This is a genomic window from Chryseobacterium taiwanense (assembly GCF_000813825.1).
Classification (GTDB): Bacteria; Bacteroidota; Bacteroidia; order Flavobacteriales; family Weeksellaceae; genus Chryseobacterium; species Chryseobacterium taiwanense.
Genome location: NZ_JWTA01000002.1, coordinates 100497 through 126581, shown reverse-complemented (window position 1 = coordinate 126581; position 26085 = coordinate 100497). Strand labels below are relative to the sequence as shown.

Genomic DNA, 26085 nt, shown 5'->3' with positions numbered 1-26085 from the left:
TTACAATTATTCTTCTGGATGAATAAAAAAAAGAAATTTTGGTTGATATTATTTCTGTTTTCATTTTCATTTTGTTTTTCTCAAAAGCTATATTTTAAGAGAATAGAACTTGAAAACCCTGAATTTGAAAATAAGCTCCTTAAGTTAAATAAGGAGCTTATGAAAATATATAAGGAGAAGGATTCTCTAAAGTATAAAGATAATTATCTCAGATTTCAGATTTTGAATAAAGATTATGATGGTGCTCTTAATACATTAAATAAAGTTCGTAATTTCTACAAAGATTCTTACCCGGATTACTCAAAAATAGTGGGTATTCAATTTGAACTCTTTATTTTAATGAAGAAGGCAAAAACCAATGATATTCGGTCAACTTATGAAAGATTATTTAGAGAGAAATATTCAAACTTGTCCTTGTTATCCAAAAATTTCATTCCAGATTCTTTTAAATTTAAAGAAGGATATAATAAAAATGAAATAAATAAAATTTTAAAAGACAGTATAATACAGGATAGTATATCTTTAAAAAATGCAGTTTTACTGTGTAGGCACTATAACTATCATACTATGATTACTGAAACTTTTTCTATAGCTAAGCCTCTTTTGAAAAAATTGGATGAGGAAGAGTTTTTAGTAAAAGATAGCATTATAGTAAAAACAAAAAAAGGAAAAGAAGTTGCATTGAGAATTATTAGATATAATAAATCAGAACTTCGGACTCCTACAATATTAAATTTCAGTACTTATAACGTAGGACAGTTTACTTATAAAGAAAAACTTAATTTGACTAAAGGATATGCCATTGTTTATGCTTATAGTAGGGGAGTTTATTTAAGCAAAGATGAAGTTAGTCCGTTTGAGTTTGAATCAGAAGATGTAAATGAAGTAATAGACTGGATTATCAAACAACCTTGGAGCAATGGTAAAGTGGGAATGATAGGAGGAAGTTATGATGGTTTTAGTCAATGGGCTGCTACTAAAAACTTGCACCCGGCATTAAAGACAATAATTCCTTCTGCATCCGTTGGTTTTGGAATAGATTTCCCTATGTACAATAATTGTTTTAGCCCTTATATGTTGCGATGGCTAAATTATGCAAAAAAGGAAACAGACAATAAGCTTTTTAGTGATGAAAAAAAATGGATTTCCCTATATAATTCCTATTATAAAAAAGGTATTGCATTTAATACATTAGATAGTCTGTTTGGGAATACCAATCCTGTTTTTCAAAAATGGTTAAATCATCCTTCTTTTGATGCATTTTGGCAATCAAAAATCCCTTATAAAAAAGATTTTGCAAAAATTAACATTCCTGTTTTAACATTTACTGGCTACTTTGATGCAGATCAGAGGGGGGCAATGTATTATTATAATGAGCATTATAAATATAACAAAAATGCTAATCATTACTTTGTGATTGGACCATATAGCCATAGTGGAGTAATCTCTGGTGTGGACGAAGAATACAAAGGCTATAAAATTGATCCTATCGCTAAGATTGATATAGAAGCTATTTCGTATCAATGGTTTGACTATATTTTAAAAGGAAAAGAAAAACCTGAATTTCTTAAAGACAAAGTTAATATTCAGGTAATGGGTTCTAACCAATGGAAAAATGTTGTAAGTATAGATAAAATAAGCAATAAAAAATTAAAGTTATTTTTAAATAAAACAAAATTACAGGAATCAAAACCTGAATTATCCTTCCTCTTTCAAAAGATAGATTTTATGAAAAGAGAAGATACCATGCAAAGTTTCGATGGAGAAAAAATATTGGACAGCTCCCTATATAAAGCCAATTTAAAAGATAAACTTGTATTTGAGAGTGATACTTTTGATGTGCCTTTTGAAATAAATGGCAGCTTTATCGGAAGTTTAAAGACATCCATCAATAAAAGAGATATGGATGTTATGATAACTATCTATGAGAAATTAGCAACAGGTCAATATTTCAAGTTATCACATGAATATTTTGCACGAGCTAGCTATGCAAAAGACAGCGGAAAAAGAAAATTATTAAAACCACATACCATAGAGACTATTCCTGTGCATAATACTTTTTTTACCAGTAGAAAAATAGAAAAAGGAAGTAAACTTGTTCTGGTTTTGGGAATTAGAAAAAGTCCAGATGTCCAAATAAACTATGGTACAGGAAAAGATGTGAGTGAAGAAACGATTGCTGATGCAAAAGAACCTTTGGAGATCAAATGGTATAATGACAGCTATATAGAAATCCCTATTTTTCAAAACTAAATGTCTCATTTCCCTTATCAATTTTTCGAAGAGTTTGTTGTCCGCACTCACTTATTATCATGTAAAAAATTTCAGGAGAAAGTAAATAAAGATGAAATTTCAGATGAAGAATTAAAAGATATTTTTGTAAACCCCGTGTTTCAAGAAGCTGTTTATCTAGCTTCACCTTCTTTACATAAAGAATTAAACAAGTGGATAAATTCTGAAAAAGTGCTTTCACCAAAGGAAATTGAAAAATTAAAACATACGCTATTAAAATATTACAGCCGTATAAGTACACGATGTACACCTTTTGGTTTGTTTTCTGGGGTCGGGTTGGGAAAATTCAGCAACGATATTTTAAATCAACTCAGTTTTGAAGATGATGATCTACAACCGACAATCAACAACAAAATAAGAGACACTAAGCTGGATATGCATTTTCTTGTTTCTTTAGCTCAGCATTTCGTAAATGTTCCTGAGATAAGAAATAAACTCTCTTTTTATCCTAATAATAGTATTTACATTGTAGGAAGAAAAATTCGTTATATCGAATACGAGTACAATAACGGAAAAAGAGAGTACATTATTTCATCCGCCCCTATTTCCAGAGAGCTACAGGAAATATTGGAATTTTCCAAGCAAGGAAAAACCATTGGTGATATTGCCAACATTCTTGTTAATTCAGAAATAACACAAGATGAAGCTATTGAGTTTGTAGGAGAATTAATAGACAATCAGGTACTGATAAGCAAACTTGAACCTACTGTTTCCGGAAATGACTTTTTAGAAACCATCATTTCTGCATTAAATAAGATTGGAGCTAAAACAGAAACCGAAATCTTACACTCCATACAAAATAAGCTTGAAGAGCTTGATGAAAACATAGGAAATCCTATATCAAAGTATCACGAAATAGAAGAACTTATTAAATCAGTAATTACTGAATACGATCAAAAATATCTTTTTCAAACTGATCTGTATCATAAAGAAAAATTCAAGCTCCCATCTCGTTGGAGTAAAGAGCTTAAGAAAGCCATAAGTTTTTTAAATAAATTAACCCTATTTAATAAAGATACTCATTTATCAGCATTCAAAAAAGCTTTTTCTGAGCGATTTGAGTCAGAGGAAGTACCTTTAACAGTAGTTTTAGATACTGAGATAGGAATAGGCTACAAGCAGAACTATATAGCAAAAGGAGTTCATCCCTATTTAGAAGATTTACAAATTTCACACTTACAGCAAAAACAGAATCTTACAATCCATCTTACCCCTGTTCAGAAAATCCTCAATGAAAAGTTACAGGAAGCAATGCTAGAAAATCAGTTCAGTATTAAATTATCAGATGAAGACTTCAAAGAGTTTCAAGAAAACTGGCACGATTTACCTGATACTTTTTCTTTTATGGCGGAAATAATTTCTGAAGATAATGAAGAAAAAATATACATTGGGAATGGAGGTGGAAGCAGTGCTGCGAATCTATTAGGCAGGTTTTGCTCTCAAAAATCAGAAGTACAAGACCTGACAAAAACAATTACAAAAAAAGAGCAGGAGCTCAATTCCGACTATATTGTAGCAGAAATCATTCATTTACCTGAAGCAAGGATAGGAAACGTAATCAGAAGACCTACGCTACGACAGTATGAAATTCCTTATCTGGCACAATCTGCTCTTCCTGAAGAAAACCAAATACCTGTTGATGATCTAAACATTTCTTTAAAGAATGACAAAATTGTTTTACGCTCTAAAAGACTCAACAGAGAAGTAAAGCCTTATTTAACGAACGCCCATAATTATTATACCAATACCCTTCCGATTTATCATTTTTTATCAGAACTGAATTCCCAAAATAGAAGAACAGGATTGTATTTTGATTGGGGAGGCTTAAGCCATATCTATCAATTCTTGCCAAGAGTGGAATACAACAATATTATTCTTTCAAAAGCACAGTGGAAGATCACAGAAAAAGAGATTGCTTTCTTAGAAAAATTAATAAACAATAAAGAAGAGATTAAAATCTGGAGAAAAAAAAGACGAATTCCTCAATGGGTGCAATTGGTGAAATCTGATAATACAATCGCCATTAACCTAGAAAATAATGATATGGTAAAGCTTTTCGCACAAAATGTAAAAAGTGAAAAATCAGTGATAATTGAAGAGTTTTTGTATAATGAAAATGATGATTTTAAGCGTGAGTTTGTATTTCCAATGTATCGAAAAAGATAGAAAAGAAAAACAATGATAAAAAGAAAATATATTCCCGGAACTGAATGGCTATACCTGAAGATTTATACAGGAGTGAAAACAGCTGATCTTATTTTGGAAGAAGTAGTACAACCTTTAGTAGAACACTTTCAAGAGAACAATTATATCTCAAAATGGTTTTTCATTCGTTATAATGACCCAAAACCGCATTTAAGATTAAGATTTAAGCTTTGTGATATAGAAAATTACAACAATATCTTACATAGAATTAACGAATCTCTTCAAAAATACACAAACAGTAAAGAGATTTCCAATATCATAGTTGACACCTATAATAGGGAGATAGAGAGATATGGAGAAAACACCATAGAAGAAGCTGAAATTTTATTCTATAAAAATAGTAAGCTTACTCTACAATATTTACAATATGACGATGAAGAAAAAATTATAGTTAGCCTTTACTATATTGATCAAATTTTAAACAAACTCAACCTTTCTATTCAGGAAAAACTAGATTGGATCAAAAATTTCAATGAAAGCTTTAAACAGGAATTCAATGCCGATAAAAAACTTAACTCACAATTAGATAAAAAATACCGAAAATTTAAACCCTCGTTTTTAGACTTTGTTCAATCAGAAGAGTTTTCAGAAGAAAAAAGTATCATTATTTCTAACATTCAAGAAAGTAATTCCACATTTCAGAATATTCTTCATCATTATCAAAATCAATCTTTAAAAATGTCTATGCGAGATTTTTTTCAAAGTATCTTCCATATGAATATCAACAGGATATTTGTTTCTAATCAGAGACTGTTTGAGATGATAATCTATGATTATTTATTGAGATATTATAAATCGTTACCATTTTATAATCATTATGAAAAGATTATATAAGCACTTTGGTTAAGTTTGGAAAACCTAAAAACAGTAATAATCAGTAATAACAAAAATACTAAAGTTAAAATTTTATTTCTCATCCAAATCTAGCATAAAACAATGGTTATTAATCATGTAAAGCTATTATAAAAAGATCTCTAAAATATTAATAAAAAATTATTGCAATTTTATTTTTATAATTCAAAAAAACACTCTATATTTGCACCCACAAAAAACAAGGTAATTCTTGTTACAAGATGACCTCAATCGGGGCGTAGCGTAGTCCGGTCATCGCGCCTGGTTTGGGACCAGGAGGTCGCAGGTTCGAATCCTGCCGCCCCGACAGTTTTCATAATTTTTTCAAAATTATAATGGGTGCGTAGCTCAGCTGGATAGAGCATCTGCCTTCTAAGCAGACGGTCAAAGGTTCGAATCCTTTCGCGCTCACATAGACCTCACAATTTTCATTGTGAGGTTTTTTGTTTTTATTTTCCTTTTATTAAAGATTCGCCATTATCTTTTCAGACAATTTTCAGACATTATCCAAATCCGGAAGTGCATTGTTGGTCATTCAACAGAATTTCATCAATTATAAAACCTTCTGGACAATGATTAAAGCCTTCTTTTTGTTTGAGAAAATCAACAACATCATTTGCCATTTTTTCATCAGAAAACACACCTATTTCTCTTTCATCATCCAAAAATGTATGAATCGTGTAAGTATGACTTATTTTAAAGACCGTCTTTAAGTTTAGTTTTTTAATTGTTTGATTATAATCGGGAACTAAATCTTCTTCGGGTAAATAATCTCTTCCTATTTCACCAACAACCTCTGTAAAACCATTCTGCCAATACACTTTATTGAGTTCATATTTTTTTATATAAAAATCATTTGGATATTCTGAAAATCCTGGTAAAAGCAGTAACCTTTGCTTTGCTTTTTCCATTTCTTCAGAATCGTCGAAATATCCTAAAAATTTACAATCACGATGAGTTTCGTCCGTATAAATATGCTCTAACGAGTAAATAAAATAATCCATCATGTATAATTAAAACCAAAGATTAGTAAAATACTTTGCAAAAAGCTTTAATCCTTTTCCACTCTTTCATTAATATCTTGAAGTTCCAAATGTTCAAAATTCTCAGGATAAACATGATATTCGAAGGGAAAAATCATTTCATCTAATATCTCACTCCAATATTTTTCTTTTTCTTTAAAAGAAGTATCTTTAGTAAAATGTTCGACATTTGAAAGATCAGGTATGGTAGGTGCATTTTTACTATCCACCTTGTCTTTAAATTCTTTTAATCTTGGATAAATAAGATCTGAAAGCGTATATTTTAGATCATAAAGTTCTCCTTTTGTCATTATTTTTTTCATTGTATAAAAATAAAACCACCGTAAATATACAGTGGTTTTTAAATCTATTATAAAAAATATTTTATTTCAATTTGTAAGAATTTCCGTCCCAAAGGTAGGTTCTTGATGCCTTTTTCTTCTTTTCACGGTCTCTGTCATCTTTTTCCATTTCTTCCATTTTAAAGATAAAAGCATTTGGAATTCCACCTTTGTCGTTTGGGAAAACAAATTCTTCACTATGGTAATATACATCGGCATCTCCTACGTTCATTAATTGCGGCAGAACAATCAGTTTTTTGTCTTTAAAAAGAACATACTGATCATAGCTCGCAATTCCACAGGCTTCACCCGAAACCATTGCTTTTAAGGTCAGTTCTACATTTTGAAGTTTATGATTACTTTCAATATTGAATGTACCATAGCTCAAGCTTTCACCAGAACCTGTATCAAAAGAAGCCTCATCTACCAAAATATTTCCTTCAAGAACTTTTACACTTGCAATGTTTTGATCATAATCCTGAGTAGAGTTTTTATCCTTTTTCTTTATTGTTTTTGTTATTCCAAAAAGAAAATCATACCCATTTTTATTTCTATATCCTACACAAAGATTTCCGCCCCAAATATACCCTTCGGAAGCTTTACCTCCTTTCTGATAAGAAATTTTGTACCAGTTTGCACTTCTTTCTCCTAGTTTCAGAATCGTTTCTTCTTTTTTAAGGATCTGAATCTGCTGATTGGTCTGTAATGAATCTACAATTTGAGCATTCAGATTAGGATCGAGCCTCACCCTCGTCCAATCTGTGAATATTTTTTGCGCTTTATTGTCTTCAAAATGGAAAATTCCGTTAGCATAGACTTCATTTTCTTCCTGTGCAGAAACAATCTGAACAATACAGATAAATAAAGCCGTGAATAAAGTTTTCATATTAATATTGGTGTGATTATTTTTGAAGTAGCAGACTCACCCACTCTTCTCTTTGAAGCTGTTTTTTAAGTTCAAGGCCGTTTTCTTTGCAGACTTCTAAAATATCATCCACATCAAAGAAGCATAATCCTGAAAGTAATAATTTACCACCTTCATTCAATACCGAAACATATGTCGGAATATCTGAGATCAAGATATTTCTATTAATATTAGCTAAAATAATATCGTAATTTTCTTTTCCTAAGTTTTCGGCAGTACCCAATTCAATATCCAGCTCAACCTCATTTCTTACTGCATTTTCTTTTGAATTCTCCACTGACCATTCGTCGATATCAATTGCTTTTGTATCTCCGGCTCCGATTTGTTTTGCATAAATAGCCAATACTGAGGTTCCGCAACCCATATCCAAGACTTTTTTGTCTTTGAAGTCGATATCCATCATTTGCTGGATCATTAAATGCGTCGTGGGATGATGTCCCGTTCCGAAAGACATTTTGGGCTGAATAATAATTTCATGCATTCCCGGAACAGATTCATGGAATTCTGCTCTGATTAGTACTTTATCATCGATATTAATGGGTTCAAAATTCTTTTCCCATTCTTCATTCCAGTTGATATTCGGCATTTCCTGAAAAGTATAGCCTATTTTTACCTCTTCATTCTGGAAAAGCGGAAGTGCCTTCAAATCTTCTTCATTGAATAAGTCTTTCTGAATATATCCTAAAATCCCTTCCAGTTCTTCTGTGAAACTGTCGAAACCTATCTCGATCAGTTCTGCCATTAATATTTCATTCCAAGGCTGAAGCGGAGAAATTTTGAAATCGAATTCTAAATAATTTTGCATGTGAATAATTTGTTGCAAAAATAACGAATTTAATGGGATAGTTTAATAAGCTGTGTTATATTGAGTGGGGTTGAAGTGTTTGTTATTTGAAACACTAAGAACGCCAAGTTTTTTGAAATTATTGAGACTATTTTTTGTTCGCAAAGGCGTTTGACTTAGCTAAGAAGTTATGTCATTCTGAACGCAGTGAAGAATCTCTAAAAATAAAGCTGAGATTCTTCCTTCGTCAGAATGACAAGGTGCACATGGGAAATGAACCATTAAGTTTTAATTAAGTTCTTAAGATGATTAAGTTTAAAACTACGTTTTAATTTAGAGGATGTTTTTAGGATTCTTACTTAGATTCCTTCGGAATGACATTCTTTGTGGTTATTTTGAATTATTGAATTGCGTATAAAAACCATAGCCCCGATTGCAATGAAAATCCTTTTTGAAAAAAAGATTGTAATGGAAAGCGGGAAATAGCTTCAAAAAAAATTATAGATTGTGAATAATGACAAATAGTATGCATAAAAAAGCGAACCTAGGTTCGCTTATATGACTGTTTAAAAAACTAATTTCTAATCTCTAGTTTTTTTTCTAACTTCTATCTTATGGATTTGTAGAGAAAATAGAACCGTTTGCAATTAACGCTCTTCTGTTCATTTTCAGAATATCTCTTACCCATTCTGCAAAGTCTTCCGGCTGAAGTACTCTATCCGGATTTCCGTCTGTTAAACCACCCTGAATAGACATATCTGAAGCAATGGTACTTGGTGTAAGTGTAATTACACGGATGTTTTGCTTTCTCCATTCTGCCATCATCGATTGTGATAATGAAACTACGGCTGCTTTTGATGCTGCGTAAGCTGACATATTAGGTCCGCCTTTCAACCCAGCTGTAGAGGCTACGTTAACGATATCTCCTTCTCCTTTTGCTTTCAGGAACGGATAAACTGCTTTTGCGGCATAATACACTCCAAAAAGATTGGTTTGAATGACCTGTTCCCAAGTTTCGGAAGGCATTTCTTCAATAGAACCAAAGTCTCCGATTCCGGCATTGTTGATCAGGATATCTACTCCACCCAATCGCTCTGCTAAAGACTCTATTCCTGCTTTTACTTCTGCTTCATTATCAACAGAAAAAACGGCATAGGCAGCATTCACACCGATATTTTTGATCTCTTCTACTGTATTTTTAAGGTTTTCTTCGTTTCTGCCTGTGATTCCTATGTTCACACCTTCATTCGCCAACGCTAATGCTACCGCTTTACCCAATCCTCTTCCACCACCTGTAATGATGGCATTTTTTCCGCTTATATTCATATTAAATAGTATTTTTATTCGTTTAAGCAAATTTACGAAAGATTCGTTGAGACAAAGGTTTAGATTAAGATTTATTTAGGAAATTTACACTTCGTTTATGAGTGCGGAAAAGCAAAACCGACCCTAAAAGAGCCGGCTTCATTTGAAAGTATAGTAAAAAATGAAAAACTAAGGAATAAGAATTGAGTTTTGAACCTCAAATTCCTGTGATGTGGAGAACTGATTTCCATAAATGTCCGTCGCTCTTACCTCAACCTTATGTTTTCCTAAAGAAAGTTTTTTAGAGAAATCTCCTGTCCAGATGTGTTTTGAAATTTCCGGATTTGAAGGTCTTCTTCCCGGGAAAATGTTTTGTGTGGTATCCCATTTGAACACCGACATTACAAAAGTCGGATCCACGGTTTCATCATATTCCATTGACTCCCATTTTTCATCATCAATTCTGTATTCTACTTTGTCTTTTTTGCTTCCCATAAAGAAATTAGCCAAGATTTTCGCAGATGTTTTTGATGGATAAGGAATCACTTTCGGAACGTATAAGTTGATCTGATAGTCTTCCGGTTTTCCGGCAGTTTTGTATTTAACTTTATACTGATTGTCATTGAAACTGATGAAAGAATATCCTTTTGCAGTACCGTCTCTCATGGTAGAAGTCGGCAATCCTAAATCATCCGAAGTTCCTGACCACCAATCTCCGCAAGTTGTTCCTACGTTATATTCATGAAGGTCTTTTGAGCCATTCCAACCTGCTGCTTTTCCGTAAAAAAGCTGTTGTTGAATATGCGTATGAGCCGATAAGATCAAGGCATTCTGGAAAGGCGTCAAGTAATCAAATAATTTCTGACGGTCTGAGTTTCTGAAGTTATCTTCGTTTTTATGTTCTAATGGAATATGAAAAGAAACAACAATCAGTTTGTTTTTATCTACCAGTTTCAAATCGTTTTCAACAAATTTCAACTGGTCTTCACGAAATCCTCCCCAATATCCTTTTCCGTCTCTTGGATCCGGATATAAAATGTCATCTAAAACAATGAAGTGAACATTCCCATAATTGAAAGAATAGTTGGCAGGTCCGAAGTTGGATTCAAAAGTTTCGTCTGAAAACATATCTTCTTTAGCCTCGTAATTCATATCGTGATTTCCCATGACGTTGTACCAAGGCAAACCTATTTCTTTCATTACATCTGCATAAGGCTTCTGTAAGCTTAAATTATCTCCCACCAAATCTCCTAAACTGATTCCCAATACGGCGTTTTTCTTGGTCGTTTTAACCTCATTTACAATGGCTCTTTTAAAGTAATCCAACTGCTTTTCTGTATAAGGTTGCGGATCTCCGAACACCAGAATATCAAAGTTCTTGCTTTCATTTTGTTTGTTCAAAGCGAAATTAATTTCTTTCGGAAGTTCTCCCGTTGGCGCTGAACCTTTGTATTTAAAATCTGTAGGTGAACCTGCAGGTTTGTATTGATAATAGTATTGGGGTAAATTGTTTCCATTTACCGGAGTCATGTATCCTGAAGGTTTGATTACAAAAATCGTTTGCCCCTCCTGAACCGGAAGACTGTATCTTCCGTTTTTATCTGTTAAAACAACCTGCGCTCCGTTTGAAACAGCTACTCCTTCAATTCCTTTTTCTTTGTTTTCTTTCTTCTGATTTTTATTAGCATCTTCGTATACATAGCCAGAAACCGAAGTTTGTGCCAAAGCGATTGAAGAAATTAATAGTGCAGGAATGATATATTTAAAATTCATTTTTATTTTTTTAAGATTTATTGATTCCACCAGTTAACAACATTAATATGATCTCCACCCATTGCTTGAACTGCCATCTGATAATTTTCTGCATTTAACACTTTTGTAAGTGGCGGATATAAAAGTCTTTGAGGCATTTTACCATCATTAAGCAATCCTCCGTTATTAGGTAATACAGGATAACCGGTTCTTCTTTTCTCGAACCATTGTTGCTCATCTACGAAGAAAAGAGCTAAGTACTTCTGAAGCATAATTCTTTCTAAGGTATTGTTGTAGGCAACATTGGTTCCCGTCAAATATCCTGTAGGCATCGTAAGGCTCCATTGTTCCAGGGCAGACTGAACACCTTTTTCATAATATGTTTGTGCGTTTCCTGTGATAATACCTTTAAATGCTAATTCTGCCAAAATAAACTGTAATTCAGAATAGTGCATAACAAAAATATTAAATGGTGCAATTGCTAGGTTGGTAGCACTCACGTTAGAAGGTTGATAGTTAAAAGAAGTTCCTGCTGCATATCCTACAGGCGCTCCTTTATATCCTAAACTTGCGTTGGTTGCAAGATCTTTCGCTGTTGAAAAGAACCTAGCCAATCTTGGGTCAGTAGCTGAGTTATTTTTAAGAGTATTGATTAAAAATTCTCCGGCAGCACGTCCTGTGGTAAAATCCTGATATCTCGCAATAGGAGTGGCTAGAGGAGCAATTCCTGTGATATTAAGCATTGCACTGTCTGCGTTCGCCGTAAAAACAGGATACGTTGTAGGGTTGTTTACAATTTCGTTTATTCTTTGATATACGTTAACCTCACCATTCTTTTTCAAAATTCTCGTCAACAATCTTAATGAAAGTGAATTACAGAATTTTTTCCATTTTAGAATTCCGCTTACATCGTTATTGGCATTGTAAAACAAATCGGTGTCTGTAAGAGGTGTAGTCGTTACAAAAAGTGAATTTGCTGTTTTTAAATCATCAAGAAGCTTTACATAAATATCTTTTTGCTTATCAAATTTTGGCTGGCTGATTCCTTCTGCAAGCTGCGATGCCTCAGAAAAAGGAACATCTCCGAAAGTATCGGTAAGATTAGCGTACAACCAGGCATTCATTACCATAGCAATTGCCTGATAGTTTTTGTTGTTTTGTGTTGTAGCAAGATTGTACATATCTCTTACCTGCTTCAGCCATTTGTAAGAATTATTCCAATAGCCTGTTCCTGTAGATTCACTGATATAGTAGCGGCTCACGTTGGTTACCGATTCATTAGGGAAATCAATAGCTTCCTGCATGATATCAAACGTAAAATCATTTGCTCTCATATATCCTACTGACGCCATATTGTACTGCACAGGCGCAAGTAAGCTTCCTGCGGTAGGATTAAATATCTTACTGGTATTGGTATTTATTTCTTCAAAATTTCTGTCGCAAGAAGCCAACGTACAGGCAACTGCAAAAAGACCAAAAAATTTAATTATTGTATTTTTCATTATGTAGATTTTATGGTTGTTAAAGGTTATCTGATAAAAAATTTTTAAAATTTAACATTAAGCTGAATTCCTACTGTTCTTGCTGTCGGTAACTGCCCTACTTCTGCTCCCGGAGTAATAGAACCATTATTTAAAGTCGCAGCTTCAGGATCGAAAAGTGGGAATTTTGTCCACATCCAAAGGTTTCTACCAAAAACCGAAAGGCTTAAATCTGTCATTTTTAAAGATTTTACTAAGTCTTTAGGGAAATAATACGTGATAGTGGCTTCTCTTAGCTTCACGAAAGAGGTATCGAATGAGTTGGTCTCAATATTGGCTCTTCTGTAATAATCTGCATAATAACTAGTAAGAAGTACTTCTTTTGTATTTGGAGAAAAGCTTCCGTCTGCATTCTGTACAACACCCTGCCCTACAATCATTCCATTAGGATTTTCCCTTCCCATCAAAGTATTGGTAAGCTTACCCTGCTCAGACATTTTGTGGTGAGATTGCGAATACGCTCTACCTCCGTACTGTCCATCAATAGAAAAACTCACCGCAAAGTTCTTGTATTTGAAAGTATTTTGTAAACCGATCCTCCACTTAGCATAAGCATTTCCTACATATTCTACTTCTGTAGACTTTGCAGTAAGACCGTCTGCTCCGTAAATTACCTGCCCATCCGGAGCTCTTTGCAGTTTATATCCATACATATCACCTAAAGAACCTCCTACAACTGCGTTGTAAAATAAGACTCCTCCAACACTAAACATGGTATAGGGTTCTCCCTGAAATTCTGCAGGAAGTGAAAGAATTTTATTTCTGTTTAGAGACCAGTTTGCAGAAAGATTCCAAGAGAAATCTTTAGATTTTACTGGTGTAGCAGTAAGCATCATCTCAACCCCTCTGTTCCTTACTTCTCCAGCATTGATTATTCTTTGAGTATACCCACTTTCTGCAATGGTTTGTACAGGAATAATCTGATCTTTGGTATTATTTTGATAAGCGGTTATAGTATAATTTAATCGGTTATTAAAGAATCCAAAATCCATCCCAGCTTCAATATTAGTATTCATTTCCGGTTTCAGATTGGCATTCAATAAAAGATTATTGGTTTCTGCTCCGCCTGGAAAATCACTAGGATTGAAGAATTGTCTAAGGCTATAAGGATCTGTATCATTCCCTACCTGAGACCAAGAACCTCTTAATTTCCAATAATTAAATAATCTTGATTTTAACTTCAATACATCGGAAAGGATCAATGAAGTGGTTACAGACGGATAAAAATAAGACCTGTTTGCTTTTGGTAAAGCACTACTCCAGTCGTTTCTTGCGGTCACATCCACGAACCAGATGTTATTATAGCTTAAGTTTACCAAACCATAAACACTGTTCATTTCCTTATCTTTAGGAATTGGCACAATAGGTTGTAAAGAAACAGCATTGTTAAGCTCATATATACCTGCTACTCTAAGACCTATTGCTTTATAATCGTTTTGAACGTATTCGTTGGCTCTTATATTTCCTCCGGCAGAAATATTATAGTTTAATTTGCCAAATTTATTCTTGTAAGTAAATAATAAGTCTGTGTTGTATTCAGAGTTTTTAATATACTGTTCTCTGTAATATCCCTGAGCATAGTTTGCCGAATTCCAAGGTCTTTTAGTTGTTCTTTCTTCGTTGGTCAATTCTAACCCGGAACGAAGCATTACATCAAAATGTTTCGAGAAGTTATAAGTAGCCGTGACGTTACCTGTGATAAACTTTTTATCTAAACCATTCAGCATTTCATAGGCAATAAGATAAGGATTATCAATAAAGCTACTGAATGGGTGAATCTGTGCAGTCTGATATTGACCCTGCTTCCAAATAGGTTTATACCAAGCTAGATCTACATTCGGATTCTGGAAAATCATGAAATACGAAATCGACTGGTTATTATACCCCGTTGCCGGAAGGTTGTCACTTTTTGTACTATTGAAAGCAAACTTCGCCACCATTTTCAGTTTTGGGTTCAGTTGATGGTCTACAGACAATGCATAATTAAAACGGTCAAATCCCGTATTAGGCATCATCCATTCATTTTTTTGGTAGGTTAAAGAGGTTCGGAAGGCCGTATTTTGGTTAGACGCTTCTATTCCTAATGTATTAGAATAGGTAGTACCTGTCTGCCAAAAATCTTTCACATTATTATCATACGATCTCCAAAGCTGCCTTGATTTACTTTGCGCTTCTATCGTTGGATCGTATTGGAAATAATATTGTCCGTCAAATTTAGGTCCGAAAGCACTACTTGTTCCTCCTGTACTTACTCCATCAGCCGAAGCCCCATAAGAATAATAGAACTGTCCTGCCGTATTTTTCGTCAAAGTTCCCTGTCCGTATTCATGTTGATAATCCGGCCATTTTAGAACAGAATCAAAGCTGGATGAAGAATTAAATGTTACATTTACTTTTCCATTCTTAGTTTTTCCTGATTTTGTGGTAATCATAATGGCTCCACCCGCTCCTCTGGAACCGTATAAAGCCGCTGCAGAAGCTCCTTGCAATACCGTTACCGACTCAATATCATCCGGATTGATGCTGTTAAAATTATTTCCGAAGTCTACCGGTACATCACCTCCTGATCCTGCTGCATATGCGTCACTGCCATTACTTGTGCTGGTTCCTCCTAAAGGCACTCCATCTACTACGATAAGAGCTCCGTTCTGATCCAGATTCATAGAAATTGCACCTCTCAATGTAATTTTCGAAGTACCCAACGGTCCGGCTCCCGCAGTTTGAATTTTCAAACCTGCCACTTTACCTTCTAAAGCTTGTGCCCAGTTGTTATTCTGAGTTTTTGTAAACTCTTCTCCGTTTACTTTTGTAGCTACATACCCCAGAGATTTATCTTGTCTTTTAATCCCTAATGCTGTTACAACTACCTCATCAATACTTTTGATGGTATCTTTTTTAGCTTTTTGCTGAGCCGCTAGATTGACACTGACTAATCCTAAGAGTGCCAAAACCAGTAACTTTTGAGTCTCTTTACGCATATCCTTTTTTGTTTGCGCAAAATTAGAACGACCTTCCCGTAAGGGTTTTAACAAGGTTTTAACATTTATTAAAGAATCATTAAACGGAATATTAATTCATTTTTAACAAAAACAAATAACACACTGAATACCAATAAATTAAAGTAATTAAGAATTTTTAATGTAAATTTTAGCTCTTATTTTTCTAACTTTATTGTCTTTTCCTGATAAATTGAAATTTTTCCATACAACACGCCGTTGTAGCTATACTTTAATTAAAAATAAAAAAGCCTGTCTCCAAAGAAACAGGCTTCATAATAGATATTCGGTAAAATCTTACTTACCTTTGAGTTGATTAGGAATATTGGTCGTAATAAAACCTATTCCCTGTTTTTTCAGTTCGTCATAAACAGCAACATCATTCACTGTCCACGAATTGGTAATCAATCCTAAAGCTTTTGCCTCGGCAATCCATGTAGGATTTTTTTGGAAGATACTGTAATGGTAATCTAATCCGTCCAATCCTTCATTCTTAATTTGCTCAGGTGACAATTCTCCTCTCAGATACTGAACTTTAAATGTTGGCTCAAGTCTTTTAATTTCTTTACAGATATTTAAGCTGAAAGAAATGAATTCACTTTGAGATTCAAGTTTCATATCTTTAATCATCTTGATCGTCTTTGCCGTCAGTTCATCTTCTTTTTCCTTTGTTTTATCAGGCTTTATCTCAACAATCAATTTTAGTGATTTGTCTTTTTTTCCTTGCTTTAAATAATCTTTCAACGTTGGAAAATCCTCACCGTTAGACAATTTCAGTTTTTCCAATTCTTTGAAATCAGTTTCTGAAATTTCCATTTTTCCGTGGTGCTCATCATGGTTGATGACCAAAACACCATCTTTTGTCATTCTTACATCAAATTCAGATCCGTATATCTTCAATTTCTGAGCATTTTCCAATGACTTCAGTGAATTTTCCGTTGTTGCCGGTTCTGATTGAAAGTAACCTCTGTGTGCAATAATCTGGGTTTGTGCCTTCATGATGACTGTGCTTAAAACTGCTAACCCTAAGATAATTTTTTTCATAATATAATTTGATAGTTTATATAAAAAGCTTTGAAACTTTTAGATAAAAGTAATATTTAATTGTTAAAACGAATACTTCGCCCCGATTTGAATCTGATAAGGATTTCCTGATAATGGTTCTAAACCACTTGTATTTAAGCTATATTTAAGCTGTTTTGTAACCGGATCGAATCCTGTGATTCTGTAAAGAGACATATTACTGTATGATTTATTAACGCCCCATTCTCTATTAAGCAAATTCGCCACGTTGAAAATATCAACCGAAATTTCAAAAGCTCCGATTTTTTCAAATTTGATCTTTTTTGCTATACGAAGATCCCAAACTCCGTAGAATCCATTCTTCCCGCCATTTCTTTCCGCCACTTTATTATTGTAATCTGTGATATAATTTTTCAATGCCTGTCCTACATCCGGATTATCAATCAATGTTTGTGTAAGATTCGGGAAAATATAAGCCAGATCATTGGTATCTACGAAATCTCCGTTTACGTTTCCACCGGCAGTGACAGAGAAACGGGTTCCTCCCATTCCGGCATATCTGATTCCTAAAGTAAATCCGGCAATCGTAGGTGAATTACCATAAATCACTACTTTATTTCTGAACTGGTTATCCGAATAGCTCATTCTTAAGTCTCTCGGATCACTCGCAACCGGAGTAGATAAAGTTGCTGAATTTGCCACATTCCCGTTGTAAGAAGTATTGTCTTTAATATCTGCCCAGGTATAACTTGCTGTGATCTCCCCATCTTTCCAGTAACGGTAACTTGTATCTACCACAAATGAAAACTGATTTACCTTTCCATCACTTACCAATTCAAGAACTCTTCCGAAATTCTTGTTGATTCTTCCGTCTTTCCAACTCATAGTTCCATTCGCAGCGATTGAAGCCGCCGGAACATAAACGCCTCTTCCTCCTTCATTATCCAAAGTGAAATATGGATTTGCTGCCATGTTTCTGTCATAATAGAAATAGTTGTTTCTTCCTAAAGCCATATAGCCCGCAACTCCCGCTCTGAATCTTTCATTAAAGAAGTGGGTATAAGAAATATTGGCTTTGTAAACGATAGGAACTTTTGCATCTTTTCCTGTGTAATTGATGGTAGGAAGCTGATATTGCGCCAACGTAGGAACTGTTCCGTAATCATTTCTATAGCTATTGAAGTCCGGGACAGGAACATCTTTACCGGTCACATCTACCGTTGCCAAGTGCCTTCCATCGAACACCAAATTATTGATAATCATATAATTGTTAATATCTGAAGAGAAAATCCCGGCTCCGAACTTTAAGAAGTCTTTATTTCCTTCATTAATATTCCAGTCAAACTGGAATCTTGGCTGAATAATGAATGATTTGATCTGATTATCTGTTCTGATTCCCATCTCATCGTACAGTTTCTGGTTGAATCCTGCTTTCGGATACCCTCCGTAATCTAATCTTAAACCAGCCATCAAATCAAGGCCTTTTGCAATTTTAGTCTGGATTTGTCCGTAAACCCCTAAATTATAGATATTCGATTTCACTGAAGGATCATCCATCAAAGGAACTTCTCTGTAAAATCTATAAGCGATAAGATTATTAAAATTATATAAATTATCTCCTCCATTCGCTGCAGGATTTTCTCTGAAATGGAATCTTCCGTTCACCTCACTTCCGTAGATCGATTTTGCCATAGTGTACATAAGATCTGCTCCGAAAGTATATTTAATTTTATCGGTGTTATAATATAAGTTATCCACAATCTGGAAAACATTATTTCTAAAACTTTCCTGTCCGAAACGGTGACCTCCGATCTGAATATTCGTTGCTTTGTCCTTTCCATCGATGCTAGAAACAATATTTTCAACGATTGCTCTTGGCATTGCGTGCCCCAATTCATCATTTTGGTAACTGTCTTGAGCTGTGTAAAGATATTGAGCCTTTAATTCGTTGGTCATGTTAGGTTTAAGATTCGATCTTAATGTCAATAATAAACTGTTATCCAAGTTTTTATCATTACCATAAGATTCAAAAGCGTTGATTGCTGTGTTGTCTCCTAAACCGTTTTTATTTAAATCATAAGTAAAGTTATTTCTTAACGTCAATAAATTTTTGTCATTGATCTGCCAGTCTAAACGTAAAAATCCTGCATCAGAATTTCTTACCTTATCGAAACTTCCGAACTGAGGGGTATTTCCAACGCCGTATTTTGCTCTTGCAATATCTAAGAATTTATTAAGCGTTGCTGTAGTTGTATTTAATCTCAATTCATCTTCATGCGATTTGATATCTGCAATCTGCAATGGTCTTGAATCTAACTGATGATCCCAAGCCATGAAGAAATGTAACTTATTTTTAATAATTGGCCCTCCCAACGAGAAACCAAACTGAGAAGTTGAGAAATCATTATTGATTCTGTTTCCTCTAATGTCATATTTACTCGAAAGCCAATTGGTTCTTAAATATTCCCAAGCGCTTCCCGAAAACTTATTGGTTCCTGATTTTGTAACTGCACTTATTGTTCCTCCTCCACTTCTTCCCAACGTCACATCATATTGGTTGGTTGTAATTTTAAACTCACGAACCGCTTCCATAGAAATAGAAAACGGAGCGCCGCTTCGGCTTGTTGTAGCCCCCGCAGAAGTTGGATTTTTTGCTGTCATCCCATCAATCGTAAAGTTGGTAGAAGATCCCAACTGCCCAGAAATACTTCCATTTTTACCACTAAGAGGCGAAAGCTCTGCCAAATTAGTAAAGTTTCTTCCATTTACCGGCAACATCGCAATGTTTTTAGCTGACATTGATGTTGCAGCACCAAGGTTTCCGATTTTATTTTTAAGATTTCCAACAACAACCACTTCTTCGATTGTTTTTTCACTTCCTAAATTCATATTTACCGTTACCTGATCCCCAAAGTTTACCGTATAACCTTCTCTTTTCTCATCATTTACCATCACCGTATAAGGTCCACCCAAAGGAATTTCTTTGAAAATATATTCTCCTTTTGAGTTGGTTTCCGTCTCAGTTTTAAAACCTGTAGATTCATTAATAATCGTTACTTTCACTTTCTCCTGAGCGGTTTTTCCAATGCCAGTTACCTTTCCTACAATCGACGCCTGCGTGGTTTGTGCATACGCCAGTGTTCCGAAACTCAAGAACAACAATCCCAATACAATTTTTACTTTTCTCATTTTGTCAAATTAGCTGTGCAAAGGTATACTGACCTTCAAACCTAGGTGTTTAAGAGAATTTTAACATTTTTTCAATTAAATGATAACATTATGTTAAACCATTGTAAACAGGCATTCTATCGGCTATTCAATCAGTCTGTTAGGGTGTATTAATAGATTTTAATATTCTCAGAATATTTAATTCGCCTATTTTTTAAATGCAATTACTTTAATTACTTTTGCTTAAAAGATAGAAACCCAATGTCCGAACACATTCAACAAAAAATAGAAGAACTTCGTAAAGAACTTCATCAGCATAATGAAAACTATTACCTTTTAGACACGCCTACTATTTCAGATTATGACTTTGACGTCCTTTTGGAAGAGTTACGTGATCTGGAAGCAAAATATCCTGAATTTTATGATGAAAATTCTCCTACCGTACGTGTTGGTGGCGGAATTACCAAAGTTTTCCCTACGATTCAGCATAAATTCAGAATGTATTCTCTGGACAATTCTTATGATTTTAACGATCTTGAAGACTGGGAAAAAAGAATTATTAAAACCATCGATGAACCCGTAGAGTTTGTTGCAGAGCTGAAATATGACGGAGCATCCATTTCTATTTTGTATGAAAATGGAAAGCTTTCACAGGCAGTTACTCGTGGAGACGGTTTTCAGGGTGATGAAATTACGGCCAACGTTCGTACGATTTCGGATATTCCATTAAAATTGAAGGGTGATTTCCCGGAGCATTTCTTCATGCGTGGCGAAATTTATCTGACAAGAAAAAACTTTGATAAAATCAATAAACTACGAGAAGAAGACGGATTGGATCCATTCATGAATCCAAGAAATACAGCCAGTGGAAGCCTGAAAATGCAGGACAGCGGTGAGGTAAGAAAACGCGGACTTTCTTCCGTTTTATATCAATTTATTTCTGATGATATTCCCGCAGAATCTCATTGGGAATTACTGCAAAAAGCGCAAAGTTGGGGATTCAAAACGTCTCAACAGGCAAAATTATGTACAACACTGGACGAGGTAAAAGAATTCATTACCTACTGGGATACGGAAAGACACAATTTACCTTTCGAAATTGACGGTATTGTTTTAAAAGTTAATTCATTAAAACAACAAAGACAGCTTGGATATACTGCAAAATCTCCACGTTGGGCAATGGCTTATAAATTTAAAGCCGAAAAAGTGGAAACCGAATTACAAAGCGTTTCTTACCAAGTAGGAAGAACAGGAGCCATCACTCCGGTTGCCAATCTGAAACCTGTTTTATTAGCCGGAACGATTGTAAAAAGGGCATCTTTACACAATGAAGACATCATCAAGAAGCTAGATCTTCATGAAAATGATTTTGTATATGTAGAGAAAGGCGGAGAAATCATCCCGAAAATTGTCGGCGTAAATACTGAGAAAAGAACTGACGAAAGCAAAGAGATCGAGTACATCAAACACTGCCCTGAATGTGGAACTGAGCTGGTAAAAATAGAAGATCAGGCTATTCATTTTTGCCCAAATGAACTTCACTGTCCGCCGCAGGTTGTAGGAAGAATGATTCATTATGTTTCCAGAAAAGCACTGAATATTGAGAATTTAGGAAGCGAAACCATCGAACAGCTTTATAGAGAAAAACTGATTGAAAATCCCGCGGATTTCTATGTTTTAACGAAAGAACAGTTGCTGCCACTGGAAAGAATGGCTGAAAAATCTGCACAAAATATTATTTCAGGGATCGAAAAATCGAAAGAAATTCCTTTTGAAAAAGTATTGTACGGAATTGGAATAAAACACGTTGGAGAAACGGTTGCGAAGAAATTAGTCAAAAATTTTGCTACTATTGATGATTTAAAAGCGGCAACAGTGGAAGAACTTTGTCAGGTGGAAGATATCGGAACAAAAATCGCGATAAGTATTGTAGATTTCTTTGCTAATTCTGAAAACCTTTTAATGATCGAAAGACTAAAATCCTACGGAGTTCGATTAGAAAAAGGGGAAAGTACCAATGAAATTCTTTCTAATGCTTTAGAGGGAAAAACGTTCCTTTTCACCGGAAAATTATCTTTATTCACAAGAGAATCTGCTGAAGAAATGGTGGAAAAACATGGCGGAAAAAATATTTCTGCCGTTTCAAAAAACCTTAATTATCTTGTGGTAGGCGAAAAAGCAGGAAGCAAACTGAAAAAAGCACAAGACATCGGAACCATTGAAATTTTGGATGAGCAACAGTTTTTGGATCTGATTAATTCATAATAGCCTTAAGTTTTTACATCACTTTTTATAGGAATTCAAAATATCGACTTTAAATGTAACAAAAATATTTACATTTAATTATCTTTGTTATAAATTAATATTTAAAAAATGAGAAAAACCATTGCAATTTTCACTTTACTGGCCTTCTCTTTCCTTTCAGTGGGATTGAATGCACAAAGTAAAAAAACATCACAGTCTGATCTGGACTACAATAAAAAACTGGTAGTCAATTTTTATCAGAAAATTTTCGGAGATCATGATTTTACGAATATTGATCATTATCTTCTGCCAACTTATATTCAACATAATCCCAATGTTGCTCATGGTTCAGAAGCATTTGAAAAGGCTATAAAGGGTTGGTTGCAAAACAAACCAAAAACGAAAATTGATGTTCAGCACATTGCAGCAGAGGGCGATCTGATCTTTCTTCATGTCAAAAATATTTTGCCAGACGGGAAATTACAGTCTGTAATTGACATTTTTAGAATAGAAAATAAAAAAATTGCAGAACATTGGGATGTTCATGAGACTGTTCCTGAAAAATCAGCCAACGCACATCCAATGTTTTAAGAGTACTATAAAATTTTAATAGGTAGAATTTTTCGGATTATCCCGTCAATAAACTTACTTTATCATTAAAGATTTTATTGTAATTTTAATCAAAGAAGTTTACAATCTAAACAATGGAATTTTTAAAGGATCATTACGTTATTCAGAACGATTTAGTTCTCATTTTTATTTCTGTGATTTTAGGCTTGCTTATTGGTGCAGAACGTGAATACAGGAATAAATCTGCGGGATTGCGTACCTTTATTTTAGTCTGTTTTGGCTCCTGCTTATTTACTGTTTTGTCCTTAAAAATAGGAGTTGCCAATCCAGATCGTTTGGCGGCTAATATTATTACCGGAATTGGTTTTTTAGGGGCCGGAGTTATTTTTAAAGGAGATAATAAAATTGAGGGAATCACCACCGCAACCACGATTTGGGCAACAGCCTCTATTGGTATGGCTATAGGTTCCGGATATGTCTATCTATCACTTTTAGGGACTGCATTAGTATTATTAATTTTACATTCACTCACTTATTTCGAAAAGTTCATAGACAGAAAGCACAAAATCCGAGAATATAAAATTTCAGTCATCAATGCCAAAGAAATCCCTCACTGTGAAGAGCTTTTCAAAAAAAACGATTTAAAATTTGTGGTTTCAAAACAACAATATACCCAAGGTAATCTCGCAACCAGCTGGATCATTACCGGTAAAAATACCAATCATGAAGCACTCATGAAAGACCTGATGGAAGATGAAAAAATAATTGCCTATCAGTTTTAATCAAAAAATAAACGGACAGCCTCAAAAGCAGTCTTTTTTTCTTTTAGTAAAAAATTAATTTTATGTATTTTTAGGCAAAATTTTTTGTAATGATAAAACGTAATATTCTCATTGCTTCGGCATTCTTTAGTTTTTCTTTAGGAATTGCCCAGCAATATGGCGGAATGTGGATCCCGACAGAGCTTAATGAAAAGGAAATGAAAGACTTGGGAATGAAAATTTCTGCTAAAGATATATTCAATGTTCAAAAACCAAGTATTAAAGATGCTGTAGTACAGTTCAACGGAGGCTGTACGGCTGAAATTATTTCTCCAAAAGGATTGCTTCTTACCAACCACCACTGTGGATACGGACAAATACAGTCTCATTCTACGGTTGAAAACGACCTTTTATCTAACGGATTCTGGGCTAAAAGTACAGAAGGTGAACTTCCCAATCCAGGTGTTACCGTAGATTTCATTGTAGACATCAAAGAAGTTACCCAGCAAATCCTTGAAGGTACAGACAAGCTAACAGAGCCTGAACTTTCAAAAAAAATTGCAAATAATATTGAAGTTTATAAAAACTCTCAAAAAACAGAATCTTACCAGTCTATTTCTGTAAAATCTATGTATTACGGAAATAAATACTATGCTTATACTATTGAAACGTATAAAGATATCCGATTGGTAGGAGCACCGCCACAAAGCATCGGAAAATTCGGAAGCGATACCGACAACTGGGTTTGGCCAAGACATACGGGAGATTTCTCTATGTTCAGAATTTATGCAGGAAAAGACAATAAGCCTGCAGAATATTCAAAAGATAACGTTCCTTACGTTCCGAAGCACTATCTTCCGGTTTCCATTAAGGATAAAAATGAAAATGATTTCACTTTTGTATTCGGATTCCCGGGAAGAACTACGGAATATTTACCGGCAATTGCGGTTGAAAAAATCATGAAGGAAATCGATCCGGCAAGAATTGCAGTGAGAGATGTAGCCTTAAAAACATTAGACGAAAAAATGCGTACTGATGATGCAACACGTATCAAGTATGCTTCAAAATATGCTTCAGTAGCCAATTACTGGAAAAAATGGATCGGTGAAGTTGAAGGATTGAAAAAATCTAATGCGGTTGAGAAAAAAGTAATGTATGAAGGTTCTTTGGTAGCTAAAAACCATGAGATCAAATCTACATTAGATCAGCTTAATAAATTATACAACGATCAGGCTCCTTACGCACTTAACAATGCTTATTATACAGAAGTTCTAAGAAACGCAGAAACATTGATGTTGGCTAATCTTTACTACAATTATGTGACTTCTGTAGAAGCCGGAAGAATGGATGAAAAAGCAACAGCTGCTTTCAAAAACAGATTGACTTCTTTCTACAAAGATTACAGTGCTGAATTAGATGCAAAGGTTACTGCAAAACTTTTAGCGTTATATGCTAATAAAACCGTTCCACAATTCTTACCTGTAGGATTTGACAAGTATAAAAATGAAGCTCAGAATATCCAAACCATTGAAGAAGCTTCTAAAAACTCAATCATTACAGGAAGAACTGAAGTAAACGGAGCTTCTACTTCTAAAGATATTGAAAAAGCCCTTTCTAATCAGGATAAGCTGATCAAAACGCTGAAAAAGGATCCTATTTATCAAATTTATGTTACTTTAAGAGAAACATATATGAAAACGGCAGATCCTCAATTTACTTCTTTGCAGGGTAAGATCGATGAATTGCAGAAAACATTCATGGCTCAGCAGATGGAAACTGATAAAGACAGAAAATTCTTCCCGGATGCCAATTCTACGCTTCGTGTAACGTATGGAAAAGTAAAAGGTTCAAGCCCGAGAGATGCTGTTTCTTATAACTACCAAACGCATTTGGCCGGTGTAATGGAGAAATATGTTCCCGGAGATTATGAATTTGACGTTCCTAGAAAGCTAATTGATCTTTACAGTAAAAAAGATTTCGGAGTGTATAAAGACAAAACAGGAGATGTTCCGGTAGGATTTACGGCAACCAACCATACTACAGGAGGAAACTCAGGAAGCCCTGCTTTGGATGCCAATGGAAATTTAGTTGGATTGAACTTCGACAGACAATGGGAAGGAACTATGAGTGACATCAATTATGACCCTCGTTTCAGCCGAAACATTATGGTAGATACCAAATACATTCTTTTCATCATTGATAAATTTGCCGATTCAAAATGGCTGATTGATGAAATGAAAATTGTGAAATAATTTGTTTTAATACATCAAGACAAAATAAAACCCCGAAAAATTTCGGGGTTTT

The 26085-nt window shown here is 34.3% G+C and carries 17 protein-coding genes and 2 tRNA genes; 9 read left to right on the top strand and 10 right to left on the bottom strand.

Going from position 1 to position 26085, the window contains the following annotated elements; translation table 11 throughout:
• Positions 1-18 precede the first annotated feature (18 nt).
• From RM51_RS02505 to RM51_RS02485, 5 genes are all read left to right on the top strand, one after another.
• The gene (locus RM51_RS02505) at positions 19-2253 is read left to right on the top strand and encodes a CocE/NonD family hydrolase (protein ID WP_052248358.1); all 2235 of its coding nucleotides are present in this window, start codon (positions 19-21) and stop codon (positions 2251-2253) included.
• On the top strand, positions 2254-4458 hold the full coding sequence (locus tag RM51_RS02500) for a lantibiotic dehydratase family protein (protein WP_039364789.1): 2205 nt from the start codon (positions 2254-2256) through the stop codon (positions 4456-4458).
• Between the two features lie 12 nt (positions 4459-4470).
• Complete coding sequence (locus tag RM51_RS02495; protein ID WP_039364786.1) at positions 4471-5331, top strand: thiopeptide-type bacteriocin biosynthesis protein; 861 nt, start codon at positions 4471-4473, stop codon at positions 5329-5331.
• A gap of 250 nt (positions 5332-5581) precedes the next feature.
• Positions 5582-5656 (top strand) — tRNA-Pro (locus RM51_RS02490).
• A gap of 30 nt (positions 5657-5686) precedes the next feature.
• Positions 5687-5760, top strand: a tRNA-Arg gene (locus RM51_RS02485).
• A 92-nt stretch (positions 5761-5852) separates the two neighbouring features.
• Here the strand turns inward: RM51_RS02485 and RM51_RS02480 are convergent.
• The 10 genes from RM51_RS02480 to RM51_RS02435 all read right to left on the bottom strand — a co-directional run bounded on the left by RM51_RS02480 (position 5853) and on the right by RM51_RS02435 (position 20227).
• Complete coding sequence (locus tag RM51_RS02480) at positions 5853-6260, bottom strand: hypothetical protein (RefSeq protein ID WP_131667040.1); 408 nt, start codon at positions 6258-6260, stop codon at positions 5853-5855.
• Between the two features lie 140 nt (positions 6261-6400).
• Complete coding sequence (locus RM51_RS02475) at positions 6401-6682, bottom strand: hypothetical protein (protein ID WP_039364783.1); 282 nt, start codon at positions 6680-6682, stop codon at positions 6401-6403.
• Positions 6683-6755: 73 nt separating this feature from the next.
• On the bottom strand, positions 6756-7598 hold the full coding sequence (locus tag RM51_RS02470; protein WP_039364781.1) for an SH3 domain-containing protein: 843 nt from the start codon (positions 7596-7598) through the stop codon (positions 6756-6758).
• Positions 7599-7614: 16 nt separating this feature from the next.
• On the bottom strand, positions 7615-8442 hold the full coding sequence (gene prmA, locus RM51_RS02465) for a 50S ribosomal protein L11 methyltransferase (RefSeq protein ID WP_039364779.1): 828 nt from the start codon (positions 8440-8442) through the stop codon (positions 7615-7617).
• A gap of 591 nt (positions 8443-9033) precedes the next feature.
• Positions 9034-9747, bottom strand: a complete 714-nt coding sequence (locus tag RM51_RS02460) for a 3-ketoacyl-ACP reductase (RefSeq protein WP_039364777.1) — start codon at positions 9745-9747, stop codon at positions 9034-9036.
• A 168-nt stretch (positions 9748-9915) separates the two neighbouring features.
• Positions 9916-11499 (bottom strand): calcineurin-like phosphoesterase C-terminal domain-containing protein, encoded by a 1584-nt coding sequence (locus tag RM51_RS02455; RefSeq protein WP_084110903.1) that lies wholly within the window; start codon positions 11497-11499, stop codon positions 9916-9918.
• A 17-nt stretch (positions 11500-11516) separates the two neighbouring features.
• The gene (locus tag RM51_RS02450; protein WP_039364775.1) at positions 11517-12980 is read right to left on the bottom strand and encodes a SusD/RagB family nutrient-binding outer membrane lipoprotein; all 1464 of its coding nucleotides are present in this window, start codon (positions 12978-12980) and stop codon (positions 11517-11519) included.
• A gap of 44 nt (positions 12981-13024) precedes the next feature.
• On the bottom strand, positions 13025-15997 hold the full coding sequence (locus tag RM51_RS02445) for a SusC/RagA family TonB-linked outer membrane protein (protein WP_039364773.1): 2973 nt from the start codon (positions 15995-15997) through the stop codon (positions 13025-13027).
• Positions 15998-16312: 315 nt separating this feature from the next.
• The gene (locus RM51_RS02440) at positions 16313-17059 is read right to left on the bottom strand and encodes a glycerophosphodiester phosphodiesterase family protein (protein WP_039364771.1); all 747 of its coding nucleotides are present in this window, start codon (positions 17057-17059) and stop codon (positions 16313-16315) included.
• A 63-nt stretch (positions 17060-17122) separates the two neighbouring features.
• Positions 17123-20227: a TonB-dependent receptor gene (locus RM51_RS02435; RefSeq protein WP_039364769.1), complete on the bottom strand. Its 3105-nt coding sequence runs from the start codon at positions 20225-20227 to the stop codon at positions 17123-17125.
• Between the two features lie 240 nt (positions 20228-20467).
• Between RM51_RS02435 and ligA the strand changes: the two genes are divergently transcribed.
• The 4 genes from ligA to RM51_RS02415 all read left to right on the top strand — a co-directional run bounded on the left by ligA (position 20468) and on the right by RM51_RS02415 (position 26033).
• A complete protein-coding gene (gene ligA / locus RM51_RS02430; RefSeq protein WP_039364768.1) occupies positions 20468-22471 on the top strand; it encodes an NAD-dependent DNA ligase LigA in 2004 nt (667 codons plus the stop codon).
• Positions 22472-22579: 108 nt separating this feature from the next.
• Positions 22580-23041 (top strand): nuclear transport factor 2 family protein, encoded by a 462-nt coding sequence (locus RM51_RS02425; protein ID WP_039364766.1) that lies wholly within the window; start codon positions 22580-22582, stop codon positions 23039-23041.
• A 113-nt stretch (positions 23042-23154) separates the two neighbouring features.
• Positions 23155-23802 (top strand): MgtC/SapB family protein, encoded by a 648-nt coding sequence (locus RM51_RS02420; RefSeq protein WP_084110900.1) that lies wholly within the window; start codon positions 23155-23157, stop codon positions 23800-23802.
• An 89-nt stretch (positions 23803-23891) separates the two neighbouring features.
• Complete coding sequence (locus tag RM51_RS02415) at positions 23892-26033, top strand: S46 family peptidase (protein ID WP_039364765.1); 2142 nt, start codon at positions 23892-23894, stop codon at positions 26031-26033.
• The last annotated feature ends 52 nt before the right edge of the window (positions 26034-26085 follow it).

Coding starts and splice junctions, on each gene's coding strand:
- RM51_RS02505 (WP_052248358.1), top strand. CDS start 19: ATGAATAAAAAAAAGAAATTTTGGTTGATATTATTTCTGTTTTCATTT.
- RM51_RS02500 (WP_039364789.1), top strand. CDS start 2,254: ATGTCTCATTTCCCTTATCAATTTTTCGAAGAGTTTGTTGTCCGCACT.
- RM51_RS02495 (WP_039364786.1), top strand. CDS start 4,471: ATGATAAAAAGAAAATATATTCCCGGAACTGAATGGCTATACCTGAAG.
- RM51_RS02480 (WP_131667040.1), bottom strand. CDS start 6,260: ATGGAAAAAGCAAAGCAAAGGTTACTGCTTTTACCAGGATTTTCAGAA.
- RM51_RS02475 (WP_039364783.1), bottom strand. CDS start 6,682: ATGACAAAAGGAGAACTTTATGATCTAAAATATACGCTTTCAGATCTT.
- RM51_RS02470 (WP_039364781.1), bottom strand. CDS start 7,598: ATGAAAACTTTATTCACGGCTTTATTTATCTGTATTGTTCAGATTGTT.
- prmA (WP_039364779.1), bottom strand. CDS start 8,442: ATGCAAAATTATTTAGAATTCGATTTCAAAATTTCTCCGCTTCAGCCT.
- RM51_RS02460 (WP_039364777.1), bottom strand. CDS start 9,747: ATGAATATAAGCGGAAAAAATGCCATCATTACAGGTGGTGGAAGAGGA.
- RM51_RS02455 (WP_084110903.1), bottom strand. CDS start 11,499: ATGAATTTTAAATATATCATTCCTGCACTATTAATTTCTTCAATCGCT.
- RM51_RS02450 (WP_039364775.1), bottom strand. CDS start 12,980: ATGAAAAATACAATAATTAAATTTTTTGGTCTTTTTGCAGTTGCCTGT.
- RM51_RS02445 (WP_039364773.1), bottom strand. CDS start 15,997: ATGCGTAAAGAGACTCAAAAGTTACTGGTTTTGGCACTCTTAGGATTA.
- RM51_RS02440 (WP_039364771.1), bottom strand. CDS start 17,059: ATGAAAAAAATTATCTTAGGGTTAGCAGTTTTAAGCACAGTCATCATG.
- RM51_RS02435 (WP_039364769.1), bottom strand. CDS start 20,227: ATGAGAAAAGTAAAAATTGTATTGGGATTGTTGTTCTTGAGTTTCGGA.
- ligA (WP_039364768.1), top strand. CDS start 20,468: ATGTCCGAACACATTCAACAAAAAATAGAAGAACTTCGTAAAGAACTT.
- RM51_RS02425 (WP_039364766.1), top strand. CDS start 22,580: ATGAGAAAAACCATTGCAATTTTCACTTTACTGGCCTTCTCTTTCCTT.
- RM51_RS02420 (WP_084110900.1), top strand. CDS start 23,155: ATGGAATTTTTAAAGGATCATTACGTTATTCAGAACGATTTAGTTCTC.
- RM51_RS02415 (WP_039364765.1), top strand. CDS start 23,892: ATGATAAAACGTAATATTCTCATTGCTTCGGCATTCTTTAGTTTTTCT.